This window comes from Psychrobacter sp. AOP7-B1-24 (genome assembly GCF_052376215.1).
GTDB lineage: Bacteria > Pseudomonadota > Gammaproteobacteria > Pseudomonadales > Moraxellaceae > Psychrobacter.
On the sequence record NZ_JBQSVL010000026.1, the window covers coordinates 1 to 24396 of the forward strand.

A 24396-nucleotide genomic window follows, 5' to 3' on the forward strand; every position below is an offset into this window, starting at 1 on the left:
ATTATTGTGCTGGATAAAACGTCTCTGAGCCTGGGCCAACTGGTAAACCAAGTACAAATACCCACACAGAGAACAAGATTGTCCAACCAATCAAAAATGCCATCGAGTATGGTAGCATCATCGCCATCAATGTACCGACACCTGTGTCTTTTTTATAGCGCATTGCCACTGCCAGAATAAGACCAAAATAGCCCAACATCGGGGTGATGATATTGGTCGTCGAATCGCCAATGCGATAAGCAGCTTGTATCATCTCAGGCGCATAACCCGTTAGCATCAGCATCGGTACGAATATCGGCGCAGTCACTGCCCACTGTGCAGACGCTGAGCCTAGCATTAGGTTGACCAAACCACAAATGAGGATAAAACCAATCAATAGTAAAGGACCTGTGAGACCAATATCGCTCAAAAAAGTCGCGCCAGATACGGCCATTACTGAGCCCAAGTTTGACCACTTAAAGAACGCGGTAAACTGTGCAGCAAAAAATACTAATACGATATAAATACTTAACGAGCTCATGGCGTTGCTCATAGCATCAACGATATCTTGATTGCTCTTGATGCTACCAGTGATCTTACCGTAGATATAACCTGGGAGCGCAAAGAATACAAAAATAAAGACCACAATGCCTTTTAAAAATGGCGACCCTGATACTAGGCCTGTCTCTGCATTACGCAAGATGCCATCAGCAGGCACTACTGTCCACGCCAGCAATAAGCAAAATATCAACATGCTGATACCTGCCCACAGTAAACCTTTTTTCTCAAGCGTTGATACTTTTTCGATTTGCGTCTCTAGCACAGAGGCATCATCAGCATCTTTAGGGTTATACTCCCCCAAGCTTGGCTCAACGATTTTTTCCGTGACAAAGTACCCCAGACCACTGATCAAAAAGGTACTGGCGATCATAAAGTACCAGTTGGCCTCTGCTCCAACAGTATAAGCCGGATCAATGATACGAGCCGCTTCTTGGGTAATTCCTGATAACAGAGGATCGACCGTCCCTAGTAGCAAATTAGCGCTATAACCACCAGACACTCCGGCAAATGCCGCCGCTAAACCTGCTAAAGGATGTCTACCTAGCGAGTGAAAAATCACCGCTGCCAGTGGTATCAGTACCACGTAACCGAGCTCAGCTGCAGTGTTTGACATGATGCCTGCGAACACGATGGTAAAGGTGACCATCTTTTTAGGAGCATTCATGACCAGACCTCGCAGCGCAGCTGATATCATGCCAGAGTGTTCAGCGATACCAACACCTAACAACGCTACTAGCACCGTACCTAGCGGCACAAAACCGGTAAAGTTGGTCACAAGATTTTCGACGATACGAGCCAAGCCTTCACCGTTCAATAAGTTGACGACTTCGATCATCCCATCAGCGCTACGTCCGCTTGCGCCCTCTGGTCTTGGGTCGATCACTGACACGCCAAAGTATGACATGACAGCTGAGAGCACCAACAACAGCACAGACATCCAAACGAATAAAATAACCGGATGCGGCAATAAATTACCGAGCCACTCGACGCCTTTTAAAAACCGCTGCATGCGAGAGTTTTTCTCTGTTGCATCAAAATCATTGTGTGGCGGACTGCCATTTGGCGAATTACTTCCTTGCATAACCCATTACTCCAATCAGCACTTAAGCACAGTGAATGCACTTAAGCTATATAAGAAATTGATAAAAGAATGAAATTGAAACATAGTTGATAATTAGAGACAAATGTTTTTGTATGACCAAACAAAAAGTTTGTAACTATATGCAACTTATAAATCACAGGTGCCTAAAATAAGTACCTAAAAATGAACTGCCAAACATAAAAAAAGCAACAAATCGGAATACATCCAATCTGTCGCCAATCAATAATACGTGAGAACTAAATAAGCATGATGTCCTATTCTGCACAATGAAAAGTGAGCCCGCTTGCACAGTATACAAACTCTTAGCGCCTATCTGCTACCTAGACATAAACCCAGCCGCCAAGGTTATAAAACCTTACCGTGATAAGAATTAGTACCACTGCTATCTATCGTTATTTTTATGATGCTCACACCGTCAGCTATTCACTAAAAAGCACTAAATAAGTCTATCAAGGCATCGTCAAACCGCCATCGACCGCGATAGACTGTCCAGTAATAGCAGCACTCAAGTCAGATGCCATTAGTAGTACAGAATTGGCAAAGTCGGCCACTGAGGTCGCTTGACGTAACGGTGTCGTCGTAGCGATATAATCGAACACCTCCTCAGTCGTTAAGCTGCTCGCATCTGTAGTTTTCAATAGGCCACCTGCCAGCAGGTTTACCCGAATACCGTACTGTCCTAGCTCGCTTGCCAAGTTGCGCGTCAGCCCAATCAGCGCAGATTTGGCAGTGGTATAGTCGTAATAAGTGACCACTGGGTTGTAGACAAGATTGGTCGAGATATTGATAATCTTGCCCATTTTCTGTAATTTCATCTGTGGCAACACCGCTTGTACTGTGTTAACCGCACCCTTCACGATGCCATCCATTTGCTGCGAGAAGTGGGACCACTTTACGGTTTCGATACTGGTGTACGCAGCACTTGGATTGAACTGATAATTAGGTAAAGCGTTGTTGACCAATATATCAATGCCACCAAAATATTTGATCACTGCTGCTGCCATTGCTTGCATCTGGATTGTATCAGTCACATCTCCTTGATAAGCAAATGCTTGCCCACCTGTCGCTTTAATATCTTCTACCACTGCCTCGGCAGCCTCCTTACTGTTCAGGTAATTGACGCACACACTAGCCCCTGCAGCTGCCATCTGTCTGGCTATTTGTGCGCCGAGACCACGACTGGCACCTGTGACAATAGCAACTTTATCCTTGAGAAGCATTGGTGGTATTGGGTAGCTTTGAGTCATGATGTTGTATCCTTTATTATTGTGTTATGGTTAAACTCACCTATCCTATTCATCATATAAGCGCCATGATAAGAATCATATGACACAGTTATCATAGCTTCGCATTCATCATAGCATGATTACCTAGTGCCCCTAAGCTGACAAAGACTCATACTATATAGTCAGTCCTAAATAAAACAGATACAAATGTAACCATGCAATACTGGTATACATTTTCCTTGCTTGCTGTGCCTGCGCAGACAGAGGCTACGCAAAATGCACCCAGTATCGCTGTATTTATTTTATAGTGGATCGACGATATCTCATATAAAAGCTGTCTTTTTAACAGAAAATCAGTCTATCATAACCACCATTCTTAACGATTGTCTCAATATCCCCTTTAAATCACTGAAACAAATAGCCATAATGGTGTAACTGTTTATATTCACTAGCATTTAGGGTGTGTCCTCATTTTAAAAATGGTGATAAAAATGAGATAAATTGTAGTCAAACAAGGAAAATAGCGCAGATAATATCGAGATATTAGTCAGCTATTTGACGCCGTTTGGCAAGATTTAGCCATTTTTAACCCATTTAGATGGCTATCGATTGAATTGAGGACACGCCCTAGTAGTTTTCACTTATTTGTATCGTTTTTATTTTGGAGAATTGTTTTGACCCATTTACCATCAGGCCCTGCGACTCGTGCGGGCCATATAGTACCAAAAGCATTATTAGCAGCGGCTATCGGCTTGGTGCTTGCCAGCTGCAGCAATTCTGAGAATACCGCAGCTGACAGCAGTACCACTACAAGTGATGTAACGCTTAATCTATACAACTGGTCAGAATATATGCCTCAAGAAATTCTGGATGGTTTTGAAGAAGAGACTGGCATTACCGTTAATTACACTACGTTTGACTCTAATGAAGCCATGTATGCCAAGCTCAAGCTACTCGATGACTCAAGTCAGTACGACCTTGCTGTGCCATCGACCTATTATGTCGAAAAAATGGCTAATGAAGGCTTATTACAAGAAATTGATAAATCAAAATTGAGCAATTTTAAAAATTTGGATACGTCATTTACTAATACCAAAGTAGATCCTGAAAACAAATACTCTATTCCTTATATGTGGGGCAGCACAGGTCTAGCAATCAATGGAGATAGCGTTGATCCTGCGACAGTTAATAGTTGGAATGATCTATGGGATCCCAAGTATAAAGGGCAAGTCATGCTGACCAATGATGTGCGAGAAGTGTTTGGTATGGCGCTATTCACCCTGGGTTACTCAGGTAATAGCAGCAATCCCGATGAAATTGAAGCCGCTTATAACAAGCTCACGACGTTAATGCCCAATGTTAAGACATTCAACTCAGACGCCACACGCATGCCATATATGGAAGGTGAAACCTCAGTGGGTATGAGCTGGAATGGCGAAGCAGTAATCGCCAATGATGAAGGTCTCACCAGCTTGGTTTATAAGTACCCTAGCGAAGGGGCAATCTTATGGATGGACAACTTTGTCATTCCAAAAAACGCCAAGCAAGTAGATGCAGCGCACAAATTTATTGACTATCTATTGCGCCCTGAAAACTCAAAAATCGTCAGCGAAGAAATCGGTTACGCCTCACCAAATATTGCAGCACGTGAAATGATGCCAGACGACGTGAAAAACAATCCTACTATCTATCCTTCTAAGGAAGTACTAGCGAAAGCAGAGTTTCAAGAAGATGTAGGCGATGACGCACTGCAAATATATCAGCAGTATTGGGATAAGCTAAAAACAGGACGTTAATCGCTGCATTTTTTACGAACATAAGATAAAACTAGAGCGTGTTAAAACCAGAAAATAAAAACGCTGACTATCCAAAGTCAGCGTTTTTTTATAAACCCAAATCCCCTTCACCGCCCTGCTCTTTCATTCTACGATGCTCACGACGTTGATAACCAAGACCAGATGCCGCATACCATTGTGGCTTGGTAGTCTGTAGCAAATCACTCATCTGCTGCAATTGCGTCTGTAACGTTTGAGTTAACCAAAAATATCCCTGCCACTCAAATGCCAAACTCTGCACACTTGGATACTCCGAGACTGCGATGCGAGTAATAGGGCGAAACACCTCATCACTTGGACTACGCAATACCGCTGCCATATGATGCATGGCTTGCGTCAGCTCATTCTGATAATGTACCAATAAAATATAATTATCGTCATCGATATCAGTATTTATCAAACGAGGTGCCGCACTCAGCAATAAATCAATGGTTCCGATAATATTACGGTGGGTACGTTGAATGATTTCTAACGTTGGTTTATCGATACCTGACTCACTAGCCGTCGCTGCGATATGTGGCCGCACAGCAAGTAATCGTTTATTAATTTGCTGTAGTTCTGCGACTAGTGCCTCGTTGACAGGTACTTCTTCAACGGGAAAGACCTTTGAGCTCTGCTGCTGGGTCAAAGCATCTTTGATTTCATCAGGAGTATCAATATGCTTGCCGACACCAGCATATAGACTGCTACAAGCATCGAGGTTACTGCTCAATAGAAATCGCCACATCAACGTCGACTTCAGCGGCAAAATGAGTGTCACAGCTACCGAAACGCCTGTACCCAATAAAATATTTAGGGCGCGGTAGATGCCATCTTGGCTCATATTACTTTGGCCCAAATTTGAGATAATCATCAACATAGTGATACCAGTCAGCAATCCCGTATAACCGAGGTTCCTAACTGCTAAATAACCAATAATACTACTGACCAAACCAATCAGCGCATAATACACCCATACCCATGCATTCACGCTATCACTGAACCACAAAATACCGAAAGCTGCGATGATACCAAATATTGTACCCAATATTCGCTCTTTGGCTTTGGTATAAATAGCACCTTGATACTGCAACAATCCCAAAATGATAAACACAGTGATGGTTGTCCACTCTCCATGAGGAAAGCCAGTAAGGGCATTAATTAGCAAAGCAAGTATAACCGCCACACCTAAGCGTATGGCATGCAAAATATCTGCATATTGATAACGAACGTAAGGCTCAATGAACGGAGCAGTTACACGCTGCCAAAGAATTGATTTCACGCAAGATTACTCTCTTTAATGGATAGGAAAAAATAAATGACGAACATCACTCGTTACTAACAAACATGCTATCAGTCGCACTGCAATTTACAAAGCAATAATCAAAAAAACGCCTTTTGCCCATTTAAAGGACAAAAGACGCTCAAGCTAGAACCTGCGTATAAATCGCTAGATTTAGATAAATTATATTATACTTCTAAGAAGTCCAATATACCTTCTGCTGCTTCCCGACCTTCCCAAATAGCCGTTACGACTAAATCAGAACCGCGAACCATATCACCACCAGCGAATATTTTTGGATTTTTTGTTTGGAATTTAAACGTTTGCTGCTCAGCTGCCAATACTCGACCCGAGCTATCCATCGCCACTTGCTGTGACTCAAACCAGTCAGCAGGGCTAGGACGGAAACCAAAAGCCATAATCACAGCATCACAAGGGATAATTTCTTCTGAATTAGGAATCGGTTCAGGACGTTGACGACCACGGTTGTCTGGTGCGCCCAATTGAGTAGTCACAACTTTTACGCCGTTGACCTTACCATTCAAACCAATGATTTCCGTCGGCTGACGATTAAACAAGAACTCAACACCTTCCTCGCGAGCATTAACCACCTCACGGCGAGATCCTGGCATATTTTCTTCATCGCGGCGATAGGCACAGACAACCTTCTCAGCACCTTGACGAATACTGGTACGGTTGCAGTCCATTGCGGTATCACCACCACCTAGCACCACAACTCTCTTGCCTTTAAAGTCGATGTATTCTGCAGGGTTCTTTTCCCAGTCATTACAACGATTCACATTGGCAATCAAGTAGTCTAACGCATCATATACACCTTCTAACTCTTCACCAGCGAAGCCGCCACGCATGTAAGTGTAAGTGCCCATGCCCATGAACACCGCATCGTACTCGCCTAGCAACTCATCAATACTCACATCTGTACCAATTTCTGTCTCAAGACGAAACTCTATACCCATGCCTTCAAAGATGACGCGGCGATTACGCATGACATCTTTTTCCATTTTAAACTCTGGAATACCAAAGGTAAGCAAACCACCAATTTCAGGGCGCTTATCAAACACAACTGGCTTGACACCATTTCTTACTAAAATATCTGCGCAGCCAAGACCTGCAGGCCCTGCCCCAATGATAGCAACCTTTTTATCTGTCCAAACAACATCAGACATGTCAGGACGCCAGCCAAGTGCAAAGGCAGTGTCGTTGATGTATTTTTCAACATTACCAATCGTCACTGCCCCAAAGCCGTCATTTAAGGTACAAGCACCTTCACACAAGCGATCTTGTGGACAGACACGACCACAGACTTCAGGCAAAGTGTTGGTGCGGTGACACAACTCAGCAGCTTGAAATATTTGGCCTTCGGTGGCCAACTTTAGCCAATTAGGAATGTAATTATGTACTGGACATTTCCACTCACAGTACGGATTACCGCATTCAAGACAACGATGTGACTGCTGTGCTACGGCCTCACTCTCAAACGGTTTGTAAATTTCAACAAACTCTGTCGAACGCGTGGCTATGTCTTTTTTGGTCGGTTCTAACCGTGGTACATCTAAAAACTGAAAACTATTTTCTAAGCGTTTTGCCATGATGCTATCTCTCTATAGTGGGCGGTGACAGCGTTTGATAACTGACTCATTTAAAACTTAAGACATGAATATCATTGCCGTCACTTACCTGCTTAAAACTTGTGAGTTAAAACGTATCTTAAAACATATCAGCTATTGCACTATTGCGGATCAGCCATCGTGGTTTTAAGAAGGCTTGCAATGTTCGCCGCTTTTGGTTTCACTAAGTAAAACTTACGAACGTAGTGCTCAAAGTCAGCCAATATAGTCTGACCCCATGCACTGCCTGTTTTATCTACATGAGTTTCAATCACTTTTTGCAAGTGGATTCGATGCTGCTCTGTTTGCTCACTTGAAATACGGTTCAGATCGATAAGCTCATGATTGCAACAATCAAAGAAGTCACCATCCATATCGAGGACATAAGCGAAACCGCCCGTCATACCTGCCCCAAAGTTCAAACCTGTACGTCCAAGAATAGTAACAATACCGCCCGTCATATATTCACAGCAATGATCGCCTGTTCCTTCAATAACAGCATGCGCACCAGAGTTACGAACACCAAAGCGCTCACCTGCTGTACCCGCTGCATACAACCTACCACTGGTCGCACCATATAAACAGGTGTTGCCAATGATAGCCGTATCTTTTGCGGTAAACACTGAGTCTTTTGGTGGATAAATAACAATTTCACCACCTGCCATGCCTTTACCGACATAGTCGTTGGCGTCGCCTTCAAGCTCAATATTTAAACCACCTGCATTCCAAACACCTAAGCTTTGTCCTGCAGTACCAGTTAAATGCAACCTGATTGGCATATCATGCATGCCAAGATTACCCCATACTTGGGCAATTTCACCAGAAATACGTGCACCGATAGAGCGATCACAGTTACCGACATAGTAACTATAATCACCGCCTATTCCTTGGCGAATATTTACAAGCATATCACTAATCATTCGCTCAGCCAGCAACCCTTTATCAAATGGTTCATTTCGTTCTACTTGGCAAGTTTGTGCTTTACCACTGGAGGCTGGATGACTAAATAACAATGGTGTTAAATCAAGATGCTGCTGTTTATCCGTGTTACCTTCTAACACTTCTAATAAATCCGTACGTCCAACTAACTCTTCCATGCTACGCACGCCAAGTGCAGCTAGCCATTCACGGGTTTCAGTTGCCACAAACTTGAAGAAATTAATCAACATTTCAGCTTCGCCGATGAAATGCTCATCACGCAGCTTAGATTTTTGGGTTGCCACACCAGTTGGGCAGTTGTTCAAATGACAAATACGTAAATACTTACAACCAACTGCGATCATCGGCGTGGTACCAAAACCGAAACTTTCTGCACCCAAAATGGCGGCTTTTACCACATCAAGCCCTGTTTTTAGACCACCATCAGTTTGTACACGGACTTTATCACGCAGTCCATTGACACGTAGCGACTGATGAGTCTCTGCCAAACCTAGCTCCCATGGTGAGCCCGCATGGTGGATAGAGGACAATGGAGAAGCTGCTGTACCGCCATCATATCCTGAGATAGTAATGAGGTCAGCATAGGCTTTTGCCACGCCTGTCGCGATAGTGCCAACGCCTGGACGTGATACTAACTTAACCGATACCAAAGCATCCGGATTGACTTGTTTTAAATCAAAAATCAGCTGAGCCAAATCTTCGATAGAATAAATATCATGATGCGGTGGTGGTGAAATTAACGTCACGCCTGGTACGGAATAACGCAATCGTGCAATCAGTGCATTGACTTTACCACCAGGTAGCTGACCACCCTCGCCTGGTTTCGCACCTTGCGCGACTTTAATCTGCATCACTTCTGCTGACCGTAGGTACGCAGGTGTTACGCCAAAGCGACCAGAAGCAACTTGCTTGATTTTTGAGTTACGCAACGTACCATAGCGTACGGGGTCTTCACCGCCCTCACCAGAGTTTGAGCGCCCACCAATGGTGTTCATCGCCATGGCAATGGACTCATGTGCTTCAGGTGATAATGCCCCTAGCGACATACCAGCGGAATCAAAACGGGTCAAGATTTTAGAGATATCTTCGACATCGTTGACATCAATAGCACTATCAGTTTTTAACTGTAACAAATCACGTAAAGTTGCGACCGGACGACTATTGACCAAATCCGCATAGTTACGGTAGTTTTCATAATCACCAGTACGTACAGCGGTATGAAGACTGTTAATCACATCTGGATTGAAAGCATGATACTCTTTGTTAAAGACAAACTTGAGCAGACCACCTTGATCGAGCGGCGCACGACGCTTAAAGGCATTGGCTGCCAATTGTGCTTGGTCAGCGGCTAGGTCGGCAAAGGTAGCACCTTTAATACGGCTCTGCACACCTTTAAAGCACAAATCTACCACTTCTTCAGAGAGTCCAACTGCTTCAAATAACTGTGCGGCACGGTAAGATACAATGGTAGAAATACCCATTTTTGACAAGATTTTTAGCAGCCCTTTATCCAGACCTTTACGGAAGTTAACCCGTGCTTGAATTGGATCACCAAGCAACTCACCAGTCGCCACTAAATCATCAATGACATCATAAGCCAAGTATGGATAAACACAGGTTGCACCAAAGCCAATCAATACAGCCACTTGATGCGAGTCACGAGCCAAACCGGTCTCAATGATTAAGTTAGCATCCGTACGAATACCTTGGCCAATAAGGTAGTGATGCACAGCACCAGTAACCATAATAGCATTGGCGGGTATTTTATCTGCATCAATATCTTTATCAGATAATACTATTAGCGTATTACCAGCACGAATGGTACTCGCCACTTGCTCACAGATAGCCGTGATGGCGTCTGATAGTTCTAAGTTACGATCATAGTTCAAATCTATACGTGCCATCTTAAATGATGGATCGTCTAGATCTTCCAACTGTTTCATCTTACTGGCTGACAATACCGGTGATGATAAAATAATACGGTGAGCATCTCTCGCTGATGGCGCAAACACATTAGTTTCAGCACCCAAACACGTCTGTAGCGACATCACGATAGATTCACGTAATGGATCAATCGGTGGATTGGTTACCTGTGCAAACTGCTGACGGAAGAAATCAGCTATATGGCGTATTTGCTGTGACAACACGGCCATTGGTGTATCATCACCCATCGAGCCAACTGGCTCTTGACCGTTTTCGGCGTTGGGACGAATGATTTCAGTACGCTCTTCATTGGTAATGTGATACATTTTTTGCAATGCTTTTAGCTGTTCACCTCGGCATGCTTGCACTGAAAGTTCTTCTTCTAGTCGCTCATCATCACGAATACGAGTTGCTTCTTCACGTAGCCATTTACGGTATGGATGTGCTTTTTTCAATAACGTAGCAATGGCTTTAGTGTCTAGAATCTGCCCAGTTAAAGTATCGATAACCAACATTTGACCTGGACCGACACGACCTTTTGCTAATACATCTTTAGGATCATAATCCCAAACGCCAACCTCAGAAGCTACTGTAATATAGCCGTTCTTAGTCGTCACCCAACGTGACGGACGTAGACCGTTTCGATCAAGCATACAGACTGCATAACGCCCATCTTGAATAACCAAACCGGCTGGGCCATCCCAAGCTTCCATATGCTGCGAATAGAACTCATAAAACGCACGCAAATCCATATCCATACTATCGACGTTCTGCCATGCTGGCGGTACTAGAATAGACATCGCATGGAATAAGTTCATGCCACCTGACATAAGCACTTCAAGCATATTATCCAAGCTTGATGAATCAGAACCACTGCTGTTTACGAGCGGTGTTAGTTGGTTCAAATTGGGAAGTTTGTCTGATTTTAGTTTTGGTGTACGAGCTTCAGACCAGTTACGGTTACCAGTAATCGTATTCAACTCACCATTGTGTGCCAAATAACGGAATGGCTGTGCTAGTGGCCAGCGTGGTAACGTATTAGTAGAAAAACGCTGATGGAATACCACGATATGTGAAGCCAAACGCTTGTCTTGTAAATCTAAAAAGAAAGCAGGCAGATCTGATGGCATTACCAAACCTTTATAAATAATCGTCTGGCAGCTCAAAGAACAAACATAAAACAGTTCGTCATCCAACAAACGTTGCTCTGCTTTCTTACGTGCGACAAACAGCTTACGATTAAAATCATCCGCAGCTAAATCATCGGGAGCATTGACAAATACCTGCTTAAAATCTGGTAGCGTCTCACGACCAATTTCACCAACGATGCTGAGATCAAGTGGCACATCACGCCAACCAGCCACTTCTAGCCCTTGGGCTGTAATTTCATCGCTTAATATTTTTTGGCTATATTCAGCTTTATCACTATCTAAATTAACGAACACCATGCCAACGGCAAAATTATCCGTAATGGCAAATTGCTGCTCATCAGCAATCTGTTTGAAGAAATCGGTAGGCGTCGCTAATAGTAAGCCACAACCATCACCAGTTTTACCATCAGCAGCAACACCGCCACGGTGAGTCATACAGCTTAGACTATGAATAGCAGTTTTTACCAAATCATGACTGGCCTGCCCTTCAATATGGGCAATCAAACCAAAACCACAGTTATCAGAAAAGTCATCTGGCGTTGCCAGGTGAGTTTGCGAGGAAATCATTGACATAGCTGGTCCTTGTGAGTAAACGGGTAGCCTATACATCCAATGCGGCACATAAGCTAGCACCCGTAAGCAGAACGGGCTGGTAATTAATATTCGTATCCAAATTAATAAATAGTGTAACGCTCAGAGACACTCTGCGTGAAGAGCAAGGAAAGATCCTTAACCCTCTTAGTTATGAGCCTATGTCTCAATAAATAATTAGCGTATTAACAGATAGTAAGCAATTGCCCTTGGCAACAGGAAAACGTAACACCTTGTATACCAATTACTTAGTTACCAATAACGTAATGTCGTTATTTTGAGTATCACTTATTATCAAACCACACCTAACGCTTAAAGCCAATCCGTTGAGTATTTGATAACAATGCATTTGATTAATTTTGAATATCTGACGCTCTGTATTCAAGCGCTTTATTAACCCTAAAAAGAGTGAAAATAAGAAAGGTTGCGTCACCTGCCATCGCTGACATACAAATAACAAGTAGCGGCGCTTGAGGCAAAAAACGTTAGTAGCTTATCTTATAAATAACAGAATCATACTAATTGACTGTTAAATAAATGGTTTTTACGATAACTATACAGAACGTCGCCCACAGTTATATTAGTTAATGATGGACAAAAAATCTAGTCTTTTCTACCGATTCATCAACCATATTTTGTAAGAGAACTTATTACTATTGGTTATAGAATAACTAAAACCTTGAAGCAAAAACTTAAAATAAAGCAATGCTTGTATGGCTGCGTTGAGGATTCATACCAACAAAAGTGATAAAAAAATCGAGGTCGTCACTACCCTTTATGTACCAAAAAATTTTGACATAGTGAGATCATGTTAAAGCTCACTATAGTCAAATCTATATCAATAAATAAGCGAGCGACTAAACACAGCCTAGCAACGATTTAGCTGTGTTTAGTCCATCGAATGTTTAATACTCAAATTGAGAACGCGCCCCAAATAGCGCGACCATCACTAATTACTCTTAGACTCTATCAGCGCTTTCATACTGTCATCACTGTCTTTAGGAGGCGTATTAGTATTCGTATTACTATTGCCAGAACTTGTGCTATTAGTCGTACTTGGCGGCTTAGGGGTTGGCACTATTGGCGGTTTTGGAGGTGTACTACTATCAGGGACTGCTGTCGCAGGCTTTTTATTGTCCTGTTCAGGCTTGTTTGAGTTGCCCTCATTTTTATTCGCTGTAACAGGGGTTACTTGTTCATCATTCACAACAGTACGTTCTTCATTAACCGATAAAGTATCAGAGGTATCTGCTGACTGACGAATGCTTTCACTGCCCGGTTCTTGGTCTTCTGGTGGTTTCTGACGCACTGGAACCTCACGCTTAGTAGGCTCTAGATCAACTGCTCGAATACTCTTAGCGCTTAAATCCTGCATTGGCTCTGAGCGTGTATAGTTATCAATAAGGCCAACATAGCGATTGATTTCTTCTGGTAATGCACGCACATTAGCAGGTAATCTAAAGTCTATAAGTTTTGTTGCCCCAACAGCTTCTTGTGGACTACTCATCAATCCATAAATCAGCATATAACGTGTTTGCTTCTTGTCATCAAGATAACGAAAATAAGCAAATTTATCTCGATCTTCACGCCCGTCTAAATAACTAGTAATCACCTCGTTTTCAGCAACATTCATTACCTGAACGGTCCACTTACCCTTATGAGCGAGTAAGTAACCTTTGTCTTTAAATTCATCAGGGTAATTGCGTAAATCTCGAATCGCCGCATCAAAACTAATTGGCTGTACATCCGTATCAAGCTCATGCAACGATTCAATTTTTAAAGGCTGCTCAAGCTCAGTGCTAAGCGTCTCCGGTGCTGATATCGGTGCATTTTCAATTTTGGCACCCATTGCCGGCGTTTGACTAAACATCCAGATGAGAGCCGTAACTACGCCTAACAATAAAGTTACTATTAGCCAAATCAATGCTTGACGTCGATATGATTGACTAGCGGTACGCGGCGTCGGTCTTGAGGCGGCCATGAGGATATCCTTGATAAAATAAAGTTGACTGTATTAAATAACGATATATGCACATAGTAGTAGCGCAAACCAGTATACTTGAATGCTTAATTTCAATAAGCATTTATAGTAACTGAGATTTTGAGAGATTACGCGCTTGGCTGTGATAATACCTCAGTCAAAAGCTTGGGATCAAAATCATTGGTCATTACAGCCTTACCTAGAGATTTTAACAAAATGAGACGGATTTGTCCGTGTTTCACTTTTTTATCATGCCCCATCAAACTCAAAGCAGTTTGCGCATCAATAGTTGGTGCTGCAATGGGTAAGTTGGCCAACATTAAAATACGTTTAATACGAGCCACTTCTTCGATCGTTAACCAACCAATTTTTTGTGAGAGCTCAGCAGCTTGTACCATACCAGCAGCGACTGCTTCGCCATGTAGCCAATTACCATAGCCTTGATGTGTTTCAATCACATGCCCAAAAGTATGACCAAAGTTCAGTAGCGCGCGTACACCTGACTCTCTTTCATCTTGCGCAACGACATCAGCCTTATACTGACAGCAGCGTTTTACTGCATCGCCAAGTACCGCCAAATCTAATGCTATCATTGCAGGTAGATTGTCCTCAAGCCAAGTCAAAAAAGGCTCATCCATAATAAGCGCATACTTAATAACCTCAGCCAACCCTGCTGACAGCTCACGCTCAGGCAAAGTTCTCAGTGTACTCATATCCGCAAGTACCATTTGTGGCTGCCAAAAAGCACCAATCATATTTTTACCATGAGGATGATTGATTCCTGTCTTACCACCTACACTGGAATCCACTTGCGACAAAAGCGTTGTTGGAATTTGAATAAAGTTCACTCCGCGCATAAAACTTGCTGCAGCAAACCCTGTCATATCACCAATAACACCTCCACCTAACGCAATAAGTGTCACATCACGATTAAAATGCTTTGCCATCAATGCATCATAAATGAGGTTGATATTCGCTTGATTTTTATACTGCTCACCATCTGGTAGTACACAAGTGCTAACCGTAAACTGCTTTGTTAGCTCGTCCTCCAGTTCTTTTAAATACAAAGGAGCAACGGTGTCATTCGTGACAATCAAAACTTGGCGACCACTAATATAAGGAGTGACCTGTTCTGCCATGCTATTATTTTCTATCGCCGTTTTTTCCGTAATGACAATTGGATAGTCATGACTTTGCGTATGCACTGTCAAACCATCATGAAACATTGACTTTGTCATTAGAGACTCCCTAAGCATTTTAATAAAATAAAAGTGACTTAACTTCAGTAATAATATCGTCGATCATTACTTATGATTCATTTTCTTTATGGTTTGGCACTGTGACAGTAGATACACTAAAGGACTCTAGTTGCTGTAAGAGCTGGTTAACCATATGACGAGGATAAGTATGACCCGTTGGCATAACAATATCAGCAACCTGACGATATAATGGATCACGCTTGCTATATAAATCTTGCAAGATTTTTCTAGGATTGGGCTGCTGTAATAATGGGCGTGATTTATCTTTGGCAGTACGTGCCATTTGGACATCAACGGGCGCATTCAAATACACAACGATACCGCGCTGCTTTAAGAAAGCTCTATTCTCAGCGCACATAACAGCCCCACCACCAGTAGCCAATACAATTTGTTTTTTTTGGGTCAACTCATCGATGGCTCGCGTTTCACGCTCACGAAACCCCGCCTCACCCTCTTTAGCAAAGATCCACGCAATATCAGCGCCTGTCTGTGACTCAACATACCAATCACTATCTACAAAGGTGCGACCTAACTGCTTAGCAAGCAGTTTTCCAATTGTCGTCTTCCCTGCTCCCATCGGCCCTACTAAAAACACCGATGGCAATTCCTCAACCATAATACTTACTCAGTTAAATTAGCTATCATACAACGTCATTGATATTCTGGCTAGTAACGAGGCTCTATTATTATTAGTAATAACTGAGTGCCTGTTGACCATTCACAAATAAGCACTACTGATCACTAAAACAAGGCCATAAAAAAGCAAGCACTTAGGCTTGCTTTTTTCTTTTATTGGATAACATACTATTAGCTGTAACTTACACAGCCAATACTATTATTAATCCAAGCGACTAACACCATCATTAATCAACTTAGTCGTGATGAATATCAACAACTCTTGTTTCTCATTACTGCGTGTATCATTACGGAACAAACGACCCACATAAGGTAAATCACCTAAGAACGGCACTTTTTCCACACCATCAGAGGTGATATTTTTGAAAACACCGCCAAGCACAACTGTTTGACCGTCTTCTACGATAATATTGGTCGAGATAGAGTCTTCAGAAATGGCCACATCACCATTATAAATCGTTGGCGAACCATTTTTGATGTTTAAGTTTAGACCAATTTTGCCATCAGGCGTGATGTTCGGCGTTGCTTCTAAGCTAAGCGCAGCTTCAATAAAGCTGGTGGTGGTCGCACCACTTGCCGATGCTTCTTGATAACCAATTTGCGTACCAGAAGAAATCTTAGCCGTTTGTTTATCTGCAGTCAAAATCTTAGGCGTCGAGATGACTTCACCGCGATTGTCCGCTTGCATGGCTGACAACTCAAGATCCAAGGTATAACCTGACAAACCAAGCAGACCAAACGCAATACTACCAGCAGGATTAGAAACACCAAGATCAACGTTTAAGTTGTCAGGCCGAGTAATGTCATATGGAAACGTACCAGCGTCATCATCTGTATCAAAATCTCTGAGATCCCATAAGGTTTGATCGCTACCACCAACCAATAAGCTATCATTAGATGCGCGACCTTCAGATAAGATACCCCAACTCACCCCTATCTCTTTACTGAAGCTGTCTGAAGCACTAACAATACGCGCTTCAATCATAACTTGACGAACTGGAATGTCGATCTTTGCAATCAAATTATGGATATTTTCGATGCTTTCAGCAACGTCTTTGATAATCAAGGTATTGGTACGCTCATCAACCGTGACGGTACCGCGATTTGACAACAAAGAGTTATTGTCGTCGGCACGGTTTGAGCTACTACCAGAAGAGCCGCTGCCTTGAGAAATCAATGTCAGAACATCTTGCGCTTTAGCATAGCTTAAGCGGATGTACTCTGTACGTAACGGTGCAAAAGATTCAACCGCTTGCTGCGCTTCAAGCTCACGTGCCTCTTGCTCGGCAAGCTCGGTAGCAGGTGCCACCAAAATTACATTGCCATTTTCACGTTTACCGAGATTTTTACTCTTTAAGATAATATCAAGCGCCTGATCCCACGGCACGTTGATAAGACGCAAGGTGATATTCCCAGCAACTGAATCATTAGCCACGATATTCATTTCTGTAAACTGCGCTAAAATATCTAAGACACTACGAATTTCAACGTCTTGGAATTCCATAGATAATGGCTCACCACTATATACTTTTTCTTCAAGCGTCGGCTCACGTAATAGTGCTGGCTTATTGATACTAATGTTTAATTGACTACCTGATTGATAGGCTTGATACTCATAATCATCAGTCATATTAATAGTAATGACACCATTCTGACCTTGATTCTTGGTATCAATGCTATTAACAAGACCACTATTAATATTTAAACGGCGTAATAGGTTTCTAGGCACTGTACTACCAGTTAAATATACCACCAACTTGTTACCTTGGCGTTGTACGTCAACTGGTATGGCTTCATTGTTAAGTGCGATACTAACATTACCACCGCCATCATTTCCTGCTGAAAAATCAACCGCACTCAACCCTTCATAGCTATACTGCTTGCTCACTTGTGAAGAAGCAAGTTGTGGACTCAACAATGGATTGACTCTGACTACCATCGTATCCGCTGGTACTTGGTTTTCAGTCACAGTCTGACTGCTTGTATTAGCAGTATATCCACTACTGGCTTCTACAATTGGTGTCGTTGTGACATTATTGTTCAATACATCTTGGACAGGATCGCTGGTCATCACTGAACCATTGGGATCAGTGATGGTTAATACTAAATCGTTGCCATCAATCGTTGTTGTATAACTGCCTGTTTGTTTTAATCCAACAATAAGGCGAGTGGTACTGTCACTACTTAGCGTAGTGAGATCATTGACTATCCCAGTATTGTATTCACTAAAGCGACTTGCAAGTCCGTTTTGTACTTGCTCAAAATCTAATACCAAACGGCTAGGGTCATCAAGTTGATAAGCTGCAGGTAATACTGGTGAACCTGAAAAACCCAAACGAATTTGCGTCACTGCTGGCGCAGTTTGCACCACAGAGACATCATTAATGCGCTGTGCAGCATGGGCACTGTTGCTCACTGCTACCATACTAATTGCCAATGCTGAAATGGCAAAAGCAGAAGAGACGCGGTTGCTCATCATCGTTACCTTGTTATTGCGTACTGTCATTATTTATTCCTCAAAAATCTGCCGACTTAGCTTATAGGGGAAACCAACGACTGGGGTTTTTCAACGAACCCTGCGCGGCTGTCTGGCACAATTTCAATCAAGTTAATCTGAGTCGGCGTGATTTCAACAATACGGCCGTTATTTACGCCAAGATAATCACCTACTTTAACATTCGCGACTGAACCATCAGGACGCTGTATCAACGCATACTCTTGACCTTCAGGTGAAGTAACAACACCGCGAAAGACCAATTGCGCTAACTCATATTGTTCCAATTGTTCTTTTACCCTTGCAGGATCAGGGCGCACGCCGTCGATAGAAGTAGTAGGGCCTTGTGCATTCACTAAACTCGGTGGTAAAAATGGACTGCGCTGGGCACTGGCACTATAGACAAAATCTTCTACCAGCTCAGCCTTGGGCGGTGGCTCGATAGGCTGTGCAGGCTGATTACGTATGTCCGTCATTGCTTGCTCTGCCATACCAATACGATCTGTACAACCTGTTATCGATAAAACAGCAATGCTTAAGGCCAATAGCGTAGGCAGTTTTTGAATAGTCATTAGTTGCCTCCTGCATTATCAGTAGTAGCTTCAGTATCACTCTCAGAGTTTACTTCTTTTGAGCGATAAGTTTTGGTTTGTAGTACCAAATTAAGCTCCGGTAAAACATCCAAAGTCGGCTTCGGATTGCTAACTTCAAAATCATGCATAGTAATGATTCGCGGTAGAGCAGCAAGACCACTAATAAAACTACCAAACTGGTGGTATTCACCTAACGCAGCAATACGAATAGGTTGCTCAATAAAGAATTCCTTTTCAATTTCAGGCTCAACCGAAATATCTTGAAAACGTATGTTACTACCCACGCCCGTCATGTTGATACCTTCTACTAACTCTGACACACGTGTTTCTTTTGGCAACTGATCAAGCAAAGTATTAAACTCAGTTTCCATTTGAACTACTTGTGCTTTGTAGGCTTCTAAATGACGTGCCCGTGATTCTTTTTCACGGTAACTATCTAGTAAAGTCTTTTGCTGACTCTCAGCAGCCTTTATTTCATCAATTTTGCTACTAATCGGTAGGGCCCATGCTAATGCCACTATAAGCGTAACAATCAGCCCGATTACGGTTGCTTTTACTGGTAATGGCCAACTGCCATAGTTTTCAGAATCCAACGATTCAAAACTGCGACGAAACTCCTGCAAATCAAACTGCTTCTTTGTTTTAGAGGCCGCTTTTTTGTTTTTGATTAGACTTTTTTTACGGCTAAGCTTCATAACTCACCTCCAAGACTAGTACTAGCGTCATCAGGTTTGGCTGACTCTGACTGAACTTTAGTCGTTACTACAAACTGAACATAGCTGTCTTCAGGATAAGCAGGACGTGGTTGCGTACCAGTAGTAACCGTACTGTTAAGCACTGGAGCAGATTCATAAGCATTGATATTCTGTTGAATGTTACTAACAGCTGAGCCATCCATCCATTTGCTCTTATCAAGATTGCGAATCAAACTTGACACAACATTTGGGTTATCCGCTAAACCTGTGAGAGTAAGCGTATCGCCTTCACGTTTTAAATTATTTAAGTAAAGTGCTGGAGGCATGGCTTTTGCAAGATCATCCCATAAACGTACAGGCACAGGGCGTCGGCCTTGCAAATCTTGAATAACCTGCATCCGTGAAATGATATCTTCACGCCGCTGCTCTAGACTATCAATTTCAACTAATACTGTGTCTAAACGGGTGTTTTCCTGTTCAATCAAAGCATTTGCATCACGTTGTTCATCAAGCGCATTGTTAAAATAACTCCATGAAGCAAATGCTGCCAGTAAAGCCAGCAGAGTCACCGCTACTACCAAAGTTATAAATTCTTTATTGCGACGTTCGCGCTCTTCTTGTCGCCAGGGTAAGAGGTTAATACGAGCCATTAGTCGAAGCTCCTTAACGCAAGACCGCATGCGGCCATTAGGCTTGGTGCATCAATTGCTAGTTGCTCATTATCAATATTCGGTGCAATGGTCATATTAATAAAAGGATTCGCAGTACTAACAGTCACACCAAGTTTTTGTTGTGCCATACCTGCAAGACCCGCAATAGAGCTGCTACCGCCAGCCAGCACTACGTGATCAATACTGCTGTATTGGCTCGAAGAAAAATAAAACTGTAATGATCGAGTAATTTGTTGAATCGTACTTTCAATAAAAGGAATCAATACATCAGGGTGATAATCATCAGGCAACGTGTTTTCACGCTTGCTTATTGCAGCTTCTTCAGCGGATAACCCATAACGGTTTTGTATTGCTTCTGTCAGTTGAACACCACCAAACAACTGCTCACGACTGTATATAAACTCACCGTTTTTGGCGACGTATAATGTCGTTTGATTATGTCCAATATCAACCAATGCGACCAACTCTGGATTACTCGGTAAGTTATCTACCATTAGTCCAAAAGCACGCTCAATCGCGTGAGACTCAATATCGACAACCTTAGTTTGTAACCCACCAAAGGTTAGTGCATCAACTCGTTGATCGACGTTTTCTGAGCGAGACGCAGCAAGCAACACCTGCACCATCTCGTCACTGGCTAAAGAAGGACCGACTACTTCAAAATCCAAGTTAACGTCTTCTAATGGGTAAGGGACATATTGATCGGCATCTAAGCGTATTTGAGCTTCGCGCTCAACATCGCTTAGCGATTTGTCCATATCGATAATTTTGGTAATGACGGCTGACCCTGAGACCGCAGTAGCAGCATCAGCACCAGCCACTTGGCAACGTTTAGCTAAGCTGGTAATAATATTACCGACCGCTTCAGTATCTAAGAGAAGTTTATCGACGACTATACCTTCCGGCAGCCTCTCAATACCATAAGATTTTAGATGAAACATGCCTTGTTGGCGCTGTATATCAACCAATTTCACTGAGGTGGCACAGATATCCACACCAATCAAATGTTGACTTTTGGAAGTAAATAGCCTCACAAACTCTATACCTTATATTAAGTGTACAATCTGATAGTTATTTGTAATAATTGAATACAATACTTTACTTAATAGATAGATTCAAGCATTTATATAACTTATTGAGTATAACTTACACATTTATTATGCCCTGCTTATTTTGTTCAAGGTATAATACCTCTATCTGTTGCAAATTTTAATTGATAAGTCTTCTTATGATCAAAGAAAATGCTACCGCCCGCCTTATTCATTTTTTGGTAGGGCTTTTTGTTGCCTGCTTAGCGTTAGCGGTTATATTAGCGCTTGCTGTGCCTATTGGTTTTTATGGTATGGCGATGTATTTATCGCCAACCTTGCCTAGCACTCAAGAGATTAAGAAAGCAAAACTAGAGATGCCATTACAAATATACAGTAGTGATGACAAATTGATTGGTCAATACGGTAATCGTCTATCCCTACCCATTACATTTGACGAGATTCCTGACAACCTAACGCATGCTTTTTTAGCAGCGGAAGATGCCTCTTTTTTTCAACATAGTGGTATCAGCATTAAAGGGTTAGGACGTGCCGTTACCGAAGCGGTCACCGATGATGATAGCCAAACTGGTGGTTCTACCATCACCATGCAGGTCGCCAAAAACTACTTTTTAAGTTCAGAACGCACTTTAAATCGCAAACTAACTGAATTGTTCTTAGCACGTAAAATTGAAGATGAACTCAGTAAAAATGATATCTTGACGTTGTATGTCAACAAGATCTATTTAGGTGAAGGTGCCTATGGTGTCCGTGCCGCTGCCAAAAAATATTATAGTAAATCACTAGACAATCTCACTATTGCTGAAACAGCGATGTTAGCAGGTCTGCCAAAAGCCCCTTCTAAATACAATCCTGTTGCCAACCCTGAACGTGCATTGACTCGCCGTAACTGGATTATCGGTCGCATGCACGAACTGGGCTATATTACCGAAGCAGAACGTGATGAGGCTGTTTCCTCACCTATTGGTATTAAGCTTTATAAAGAAAAACTTGATGTGAATATGCCATATCTGGCAGAAATGACACGCGCTACGTTGGTTAATCGCTATGGTAAGCAGGTAATGCATAGCGGGTGGCGAGTGCGTCTTACCATTGACAGTGAAGCACAAACAGACGCAGAAGCAGCAGTGCTTAAAGGTTTAGTCGCTTATGATCATCGGCATGGTTGGCGCGGTGCTGAAGCAAACGACGAACCACTAGAAAACTTCCGTCGCTATAGCAGCATGTCTCCTGCCAAAGTTACTAAAGTCAATTCGCGCAGCTTTGAAGCGACGATGCCTTCAGGTGAGAGTGTCACCGTTAACTGGTCTGGTATGAACTGGGCACGCAAATATATTTCTGTGAATCGTATCGGTTACTCTCCTAGTAACGCCAGTCAGATAGTCAGTGAAAACGACATCATTCGTCTAATACCAACAGCCAACGGTAATTGGCAATTAGCGCAAATTCCTAAGATACAAAGCAGCCTAGTTTCTCTGAATCCTTCGACGGGTGCAGTTAACGCCCTAATTGGAGGCTTTGATTTTAATCACAGCAAGTTCAATCGAGCCTTACAAGGCTGGCGGCAACCTGGGTCAACAATTAAACCGCTTGTCTATACATCAGCTCTCAAAAAGGGCTATCGTCCAGATACGATGGTCTCAGACAATCCTATCCAAGTAGGCAGCTGGAAACCTAAAAACTCCGATGGACGCTTTTTAGGAGATATTACTCTACGTCGTGGTTTATATTTATCACGTAATTTAGTATCTATCCGTCTATTACAAGCTATTGGTATCACTGATACACTCAATCTACTAGATGAATTTGGTCTTGATAAAGAAAAACTTCCAACAACTTTATCGTTAGCACTCGGGGCAGGACAAGCAACACCGTTACAGATGGCAACTGCTTATTCGACTTTTGCGAATGGTGGTCATCGCATACAGCCTTACTTTATTGAACAAATTTATAACTATAACAACAAACTATTATTTCAAGCCAATCCTCAACAAGCTTGCGCTGAATGTTTCAACGAAAAACTCGAAGCACTTAATAAAAAAGCAGTCGAAGACTATGAATCTTCAATTGAAAATTCAGACAATACTGCAGGTAATGCAACATCTACTGACCAACAGAATGTAGATGTTGCAGAAAACAGTGATGAAAGCATCAATTTGAGTATCTATGATGCCAGTCCACAATCTGATCGTTTAAAGGCACCTCCAGTTCAGTATGAGTTGGCCAAGCAAGCCCCTCGAATATTAGAACCTAGAGTTGCTTTTGATATGGCAGATATATTGCGTGATGTGGTACAACGTGGTACAGCCGTACGAGCAAAAGCTTTGGGACGTAGTGATATCGGTGGTAAAACAGGTACCACTAACGACGCAAAAGATGCTTGGTTTGCAGGTTTCCATCCTACTAATGCAACGGTAGTGTGGATGGGATTTGATCAACCATCAACCATGGGTCGCCGCGAATATGGTGGTGTGGCAGCACTGCCAGTTTGGATGGATTTTATGAGAGCTCAGCTCAAGAATACGCCGCGCCAATGGGTGCCCAACGAACAAGGCTTCACCTCTAGAAGACTGCAGAAAAAGGCTGTAGAAACTACGGATAATGATGAAAGTAACGAGCCAGATACATCAGAAAAGCCAGTTACTACGCAAACACAGCAGCGTACGCCGTCAACGCCTGAACCTGAGTTAAGTCCACAGACGCCACGAACTACTAATCGCGGTAATAATGATGGTGTACCACAAAACCCATTATCCGTAACACCGGTTGACAGCATTCCACCAATACCCGAATAAATCGTCTATCACACTAATGAATATCAA

General features: G+C 42.6%; 15 protein-coding genes. 2 read left to right on the forward strand and 13 right to left on the reverse strand.

Going from position 1 to position 24396, the window contains the following annotated elements:
* Nucleotide 1: 1 nt before the first annotated feature.
* Nucleotides 2-1621, reverse strand: a complete 1620-nt coding sequence (locus ACT3QP_RS07195; RefSeq protein ID WP_192518679.1) for an AbgT family transporter — start codon at nucleotides 1619-1621, stop codon at nucleotides 2-4.
* A 470-nt stretch (nucleotides 1622-2091) separates the two neighbouring features.
* On the reverse strand, nucleotides 2092-2889 hold the full coding sequence (locus tag ACT3QP_RS07200) for a 3-oxoacyl-ACP reductase (RefSeq protein WP_225739096.1): 798 nt from the start codon (nucleotides 2887-2889) through the stop codon (nucleotides 2092-2094).
* Between the two features lie 653 nt (nucleotides 2890-3542).
* Here ACT3QP_RS07200 and ACT3QP_RS07205 point away from each other — a divergent pair.
* Nucleotides 3543-4664, forward strand: a complete 1122-nt coding sequence (locus ACT3QP_RS07205; RefSeq protein ID WP_192518678.1) for an ABC transporter substrate-binding protein — start codon at nucleotides 3543-3545, stop codon at nucleotides 4662-4664.
* Between the two features lie 88 nt (nucleotides 4665-4752).
* Here ACT3QP_RS07205 and ACT3QP_RS07210 read toward each other — a convergent pair whose 3' ends face one another.
* From ACT3QP_RS07210 to pilM, 11 genes are all read right to left on the reverse strand, one after another.
* Nucleotides 4753-5964: an FUSC family protein gene (locus ACT3QP_RS07210; protein ID WP_192518677.1), complete on the reverse strand. Its 1212-nt coding sequence runs from the start codon at nucleotides 5962-5964 to the stop codon at nucleotides 4753-4755.
* Nucleotides 5965-6152: 188 nt separating this feature from the next.
* Nucleotides 6153-7574 (reverse strand): glutamate synthase subunit beta, encoded by a 1422-nt coding sequence (locus tag ACT3QP_RS07215; RefSeq protein ID WP_192518676.1) that lies wholly within the window; start codon nucleotides 7572-7574, stop codon nucleotides 6153-6155.
* A gap of 140 nt (nucleotides 7575-7714) precedes the next feature.
* Nucleotides 7715-12214 carry a glutamate synthase large subunit gene (gltB, locus tag ACT3QP_RS07220; RefSeq protein ID WP_444525027.1) on the reverse strand — a complete coding sequence of 1500 codons (4500 nt, stop codon included), beginning with the start codon at nucleotides 12212-12214 and terminating at the stop codon, nucleotides 7715-7717.
* Between the two features lie 931 nt (nucleotides 12215-13145).
* Nucleotides 13146-14177: a hypothetical protein gene (locus ACT3QP_RS07225; protein ID WP_444525028.1), complete on the reverse strand. Its 1032-nt coding sequence runs from the start codon at nucleotides 14175-14177 to the stop codon at nucleotides 13146-13148.
* A 128-nt stretch (nucleotides 14178-14305) separates the two neighbouring features.
* Entirely contained in the window at nucleotides 14306-15415 is a 1110-nt protein-coding gene (aroB, locus tag ACT3QP_RS07230) for a 3-dehydroquinate synthase (protein ID WP_192518673.1), read from the reverse strand.
* Nucleotides 15416-15485: 70 nt separating this feature from the next.
* A complete protein-coding gene (gene aroK / locus ACT3QP_RS07235; protein ID WP_444525029.1) occupies nucleotides 15486-16052 on the reverse strand; it encodes a shikimate kinase AroK in 567 nt (188 codons plus the stop codon).
* Nucleotides 16053-16274: 222 nt separating this feature from the next.
* A complete protein-coding gene (gene pilQ / locus ACT3QP_RS07240; RefSeq protein WP_444525030.1) occupies nucleotides 16275-18578 on the reverse strand; it encodes a type IV pilus secretin PilQ in 2304 nt (767 codons plus the stop codon).
* 26 nt (nucleotides 18579-18604) lie between these two features.
* The gene (locus tag ACT3QP_RS07245; protein ID WP_192518670.1) at nucleotides 18605-19138 is read right to left on the reverse strand and encodes a pilus assembly protein PilP; all 534 of its coding nucleotides are present in this window, start codon (nucleotides 19136-19138) and stop codon (nucleotides 18605-18607) included.
* Complete coding sequence (locus ACT3QP_RS07250; RefSeq protein ID WP_192518669.1) at nucleotides 19138-19854, reverse strand: type 4a pilus biogenesis protein PilO; 717 nt, start codon at nucleotides 19852-19854, stop codon at nucleotides 19138-19140. Before ACT3QP_RS07250 ends, ACT3QP_RS07245 begins: the two co-directional genes overlap by 1 nt.
* Complete coding sequence (locus ACT3QP_RS07255; protein WP_192518668.1) at nucleotides 19851-20504, reverse strand: PilN domain-containing protein; 654 nt, start codon at nucleotides 20502-20504, stop codon at nucleotides 19851-19853. Before ACT3QP_RS07255 ends, ACT3QP_RS07250 begins: the two co-directional genes overlap by 4 nt.
* Entirely contained in the window at nucleotides 20504-21559 is a 1056-nt protein-coding gene (pilM, locus tag ACT3QP_RS07260) for a type IV pilus assembly protein PilM (protein ID WP_444525031.1), read from the reverse strand. The genes ACT3QP_RS07255 and pilM overlap by 1 nt, the downstream gene beginning before the upstream one ends.
* A 194-nt stretch (nucleotides 21560-21753) precedes the next feature.
* Between pilM and ACT3QP_RS07265 the strand changes: the two genes are divergently transcribed.
* The gene (locus ACT3QP_RS07265; RefSeq protein WP_444525032.1) at nucleotides 21754-24369 is read left to right on the forward strand and encodes a penicillin-binding protein 1A; all 2616 of its coding nucleotides are present in this window, start codon (nucleotides 21754-21756) and stop codon (nucleotides 24367-24369) included.
* The last annotated feature ends 27 nt before the right edge of the window (nucleotides 24370-24396 follow it).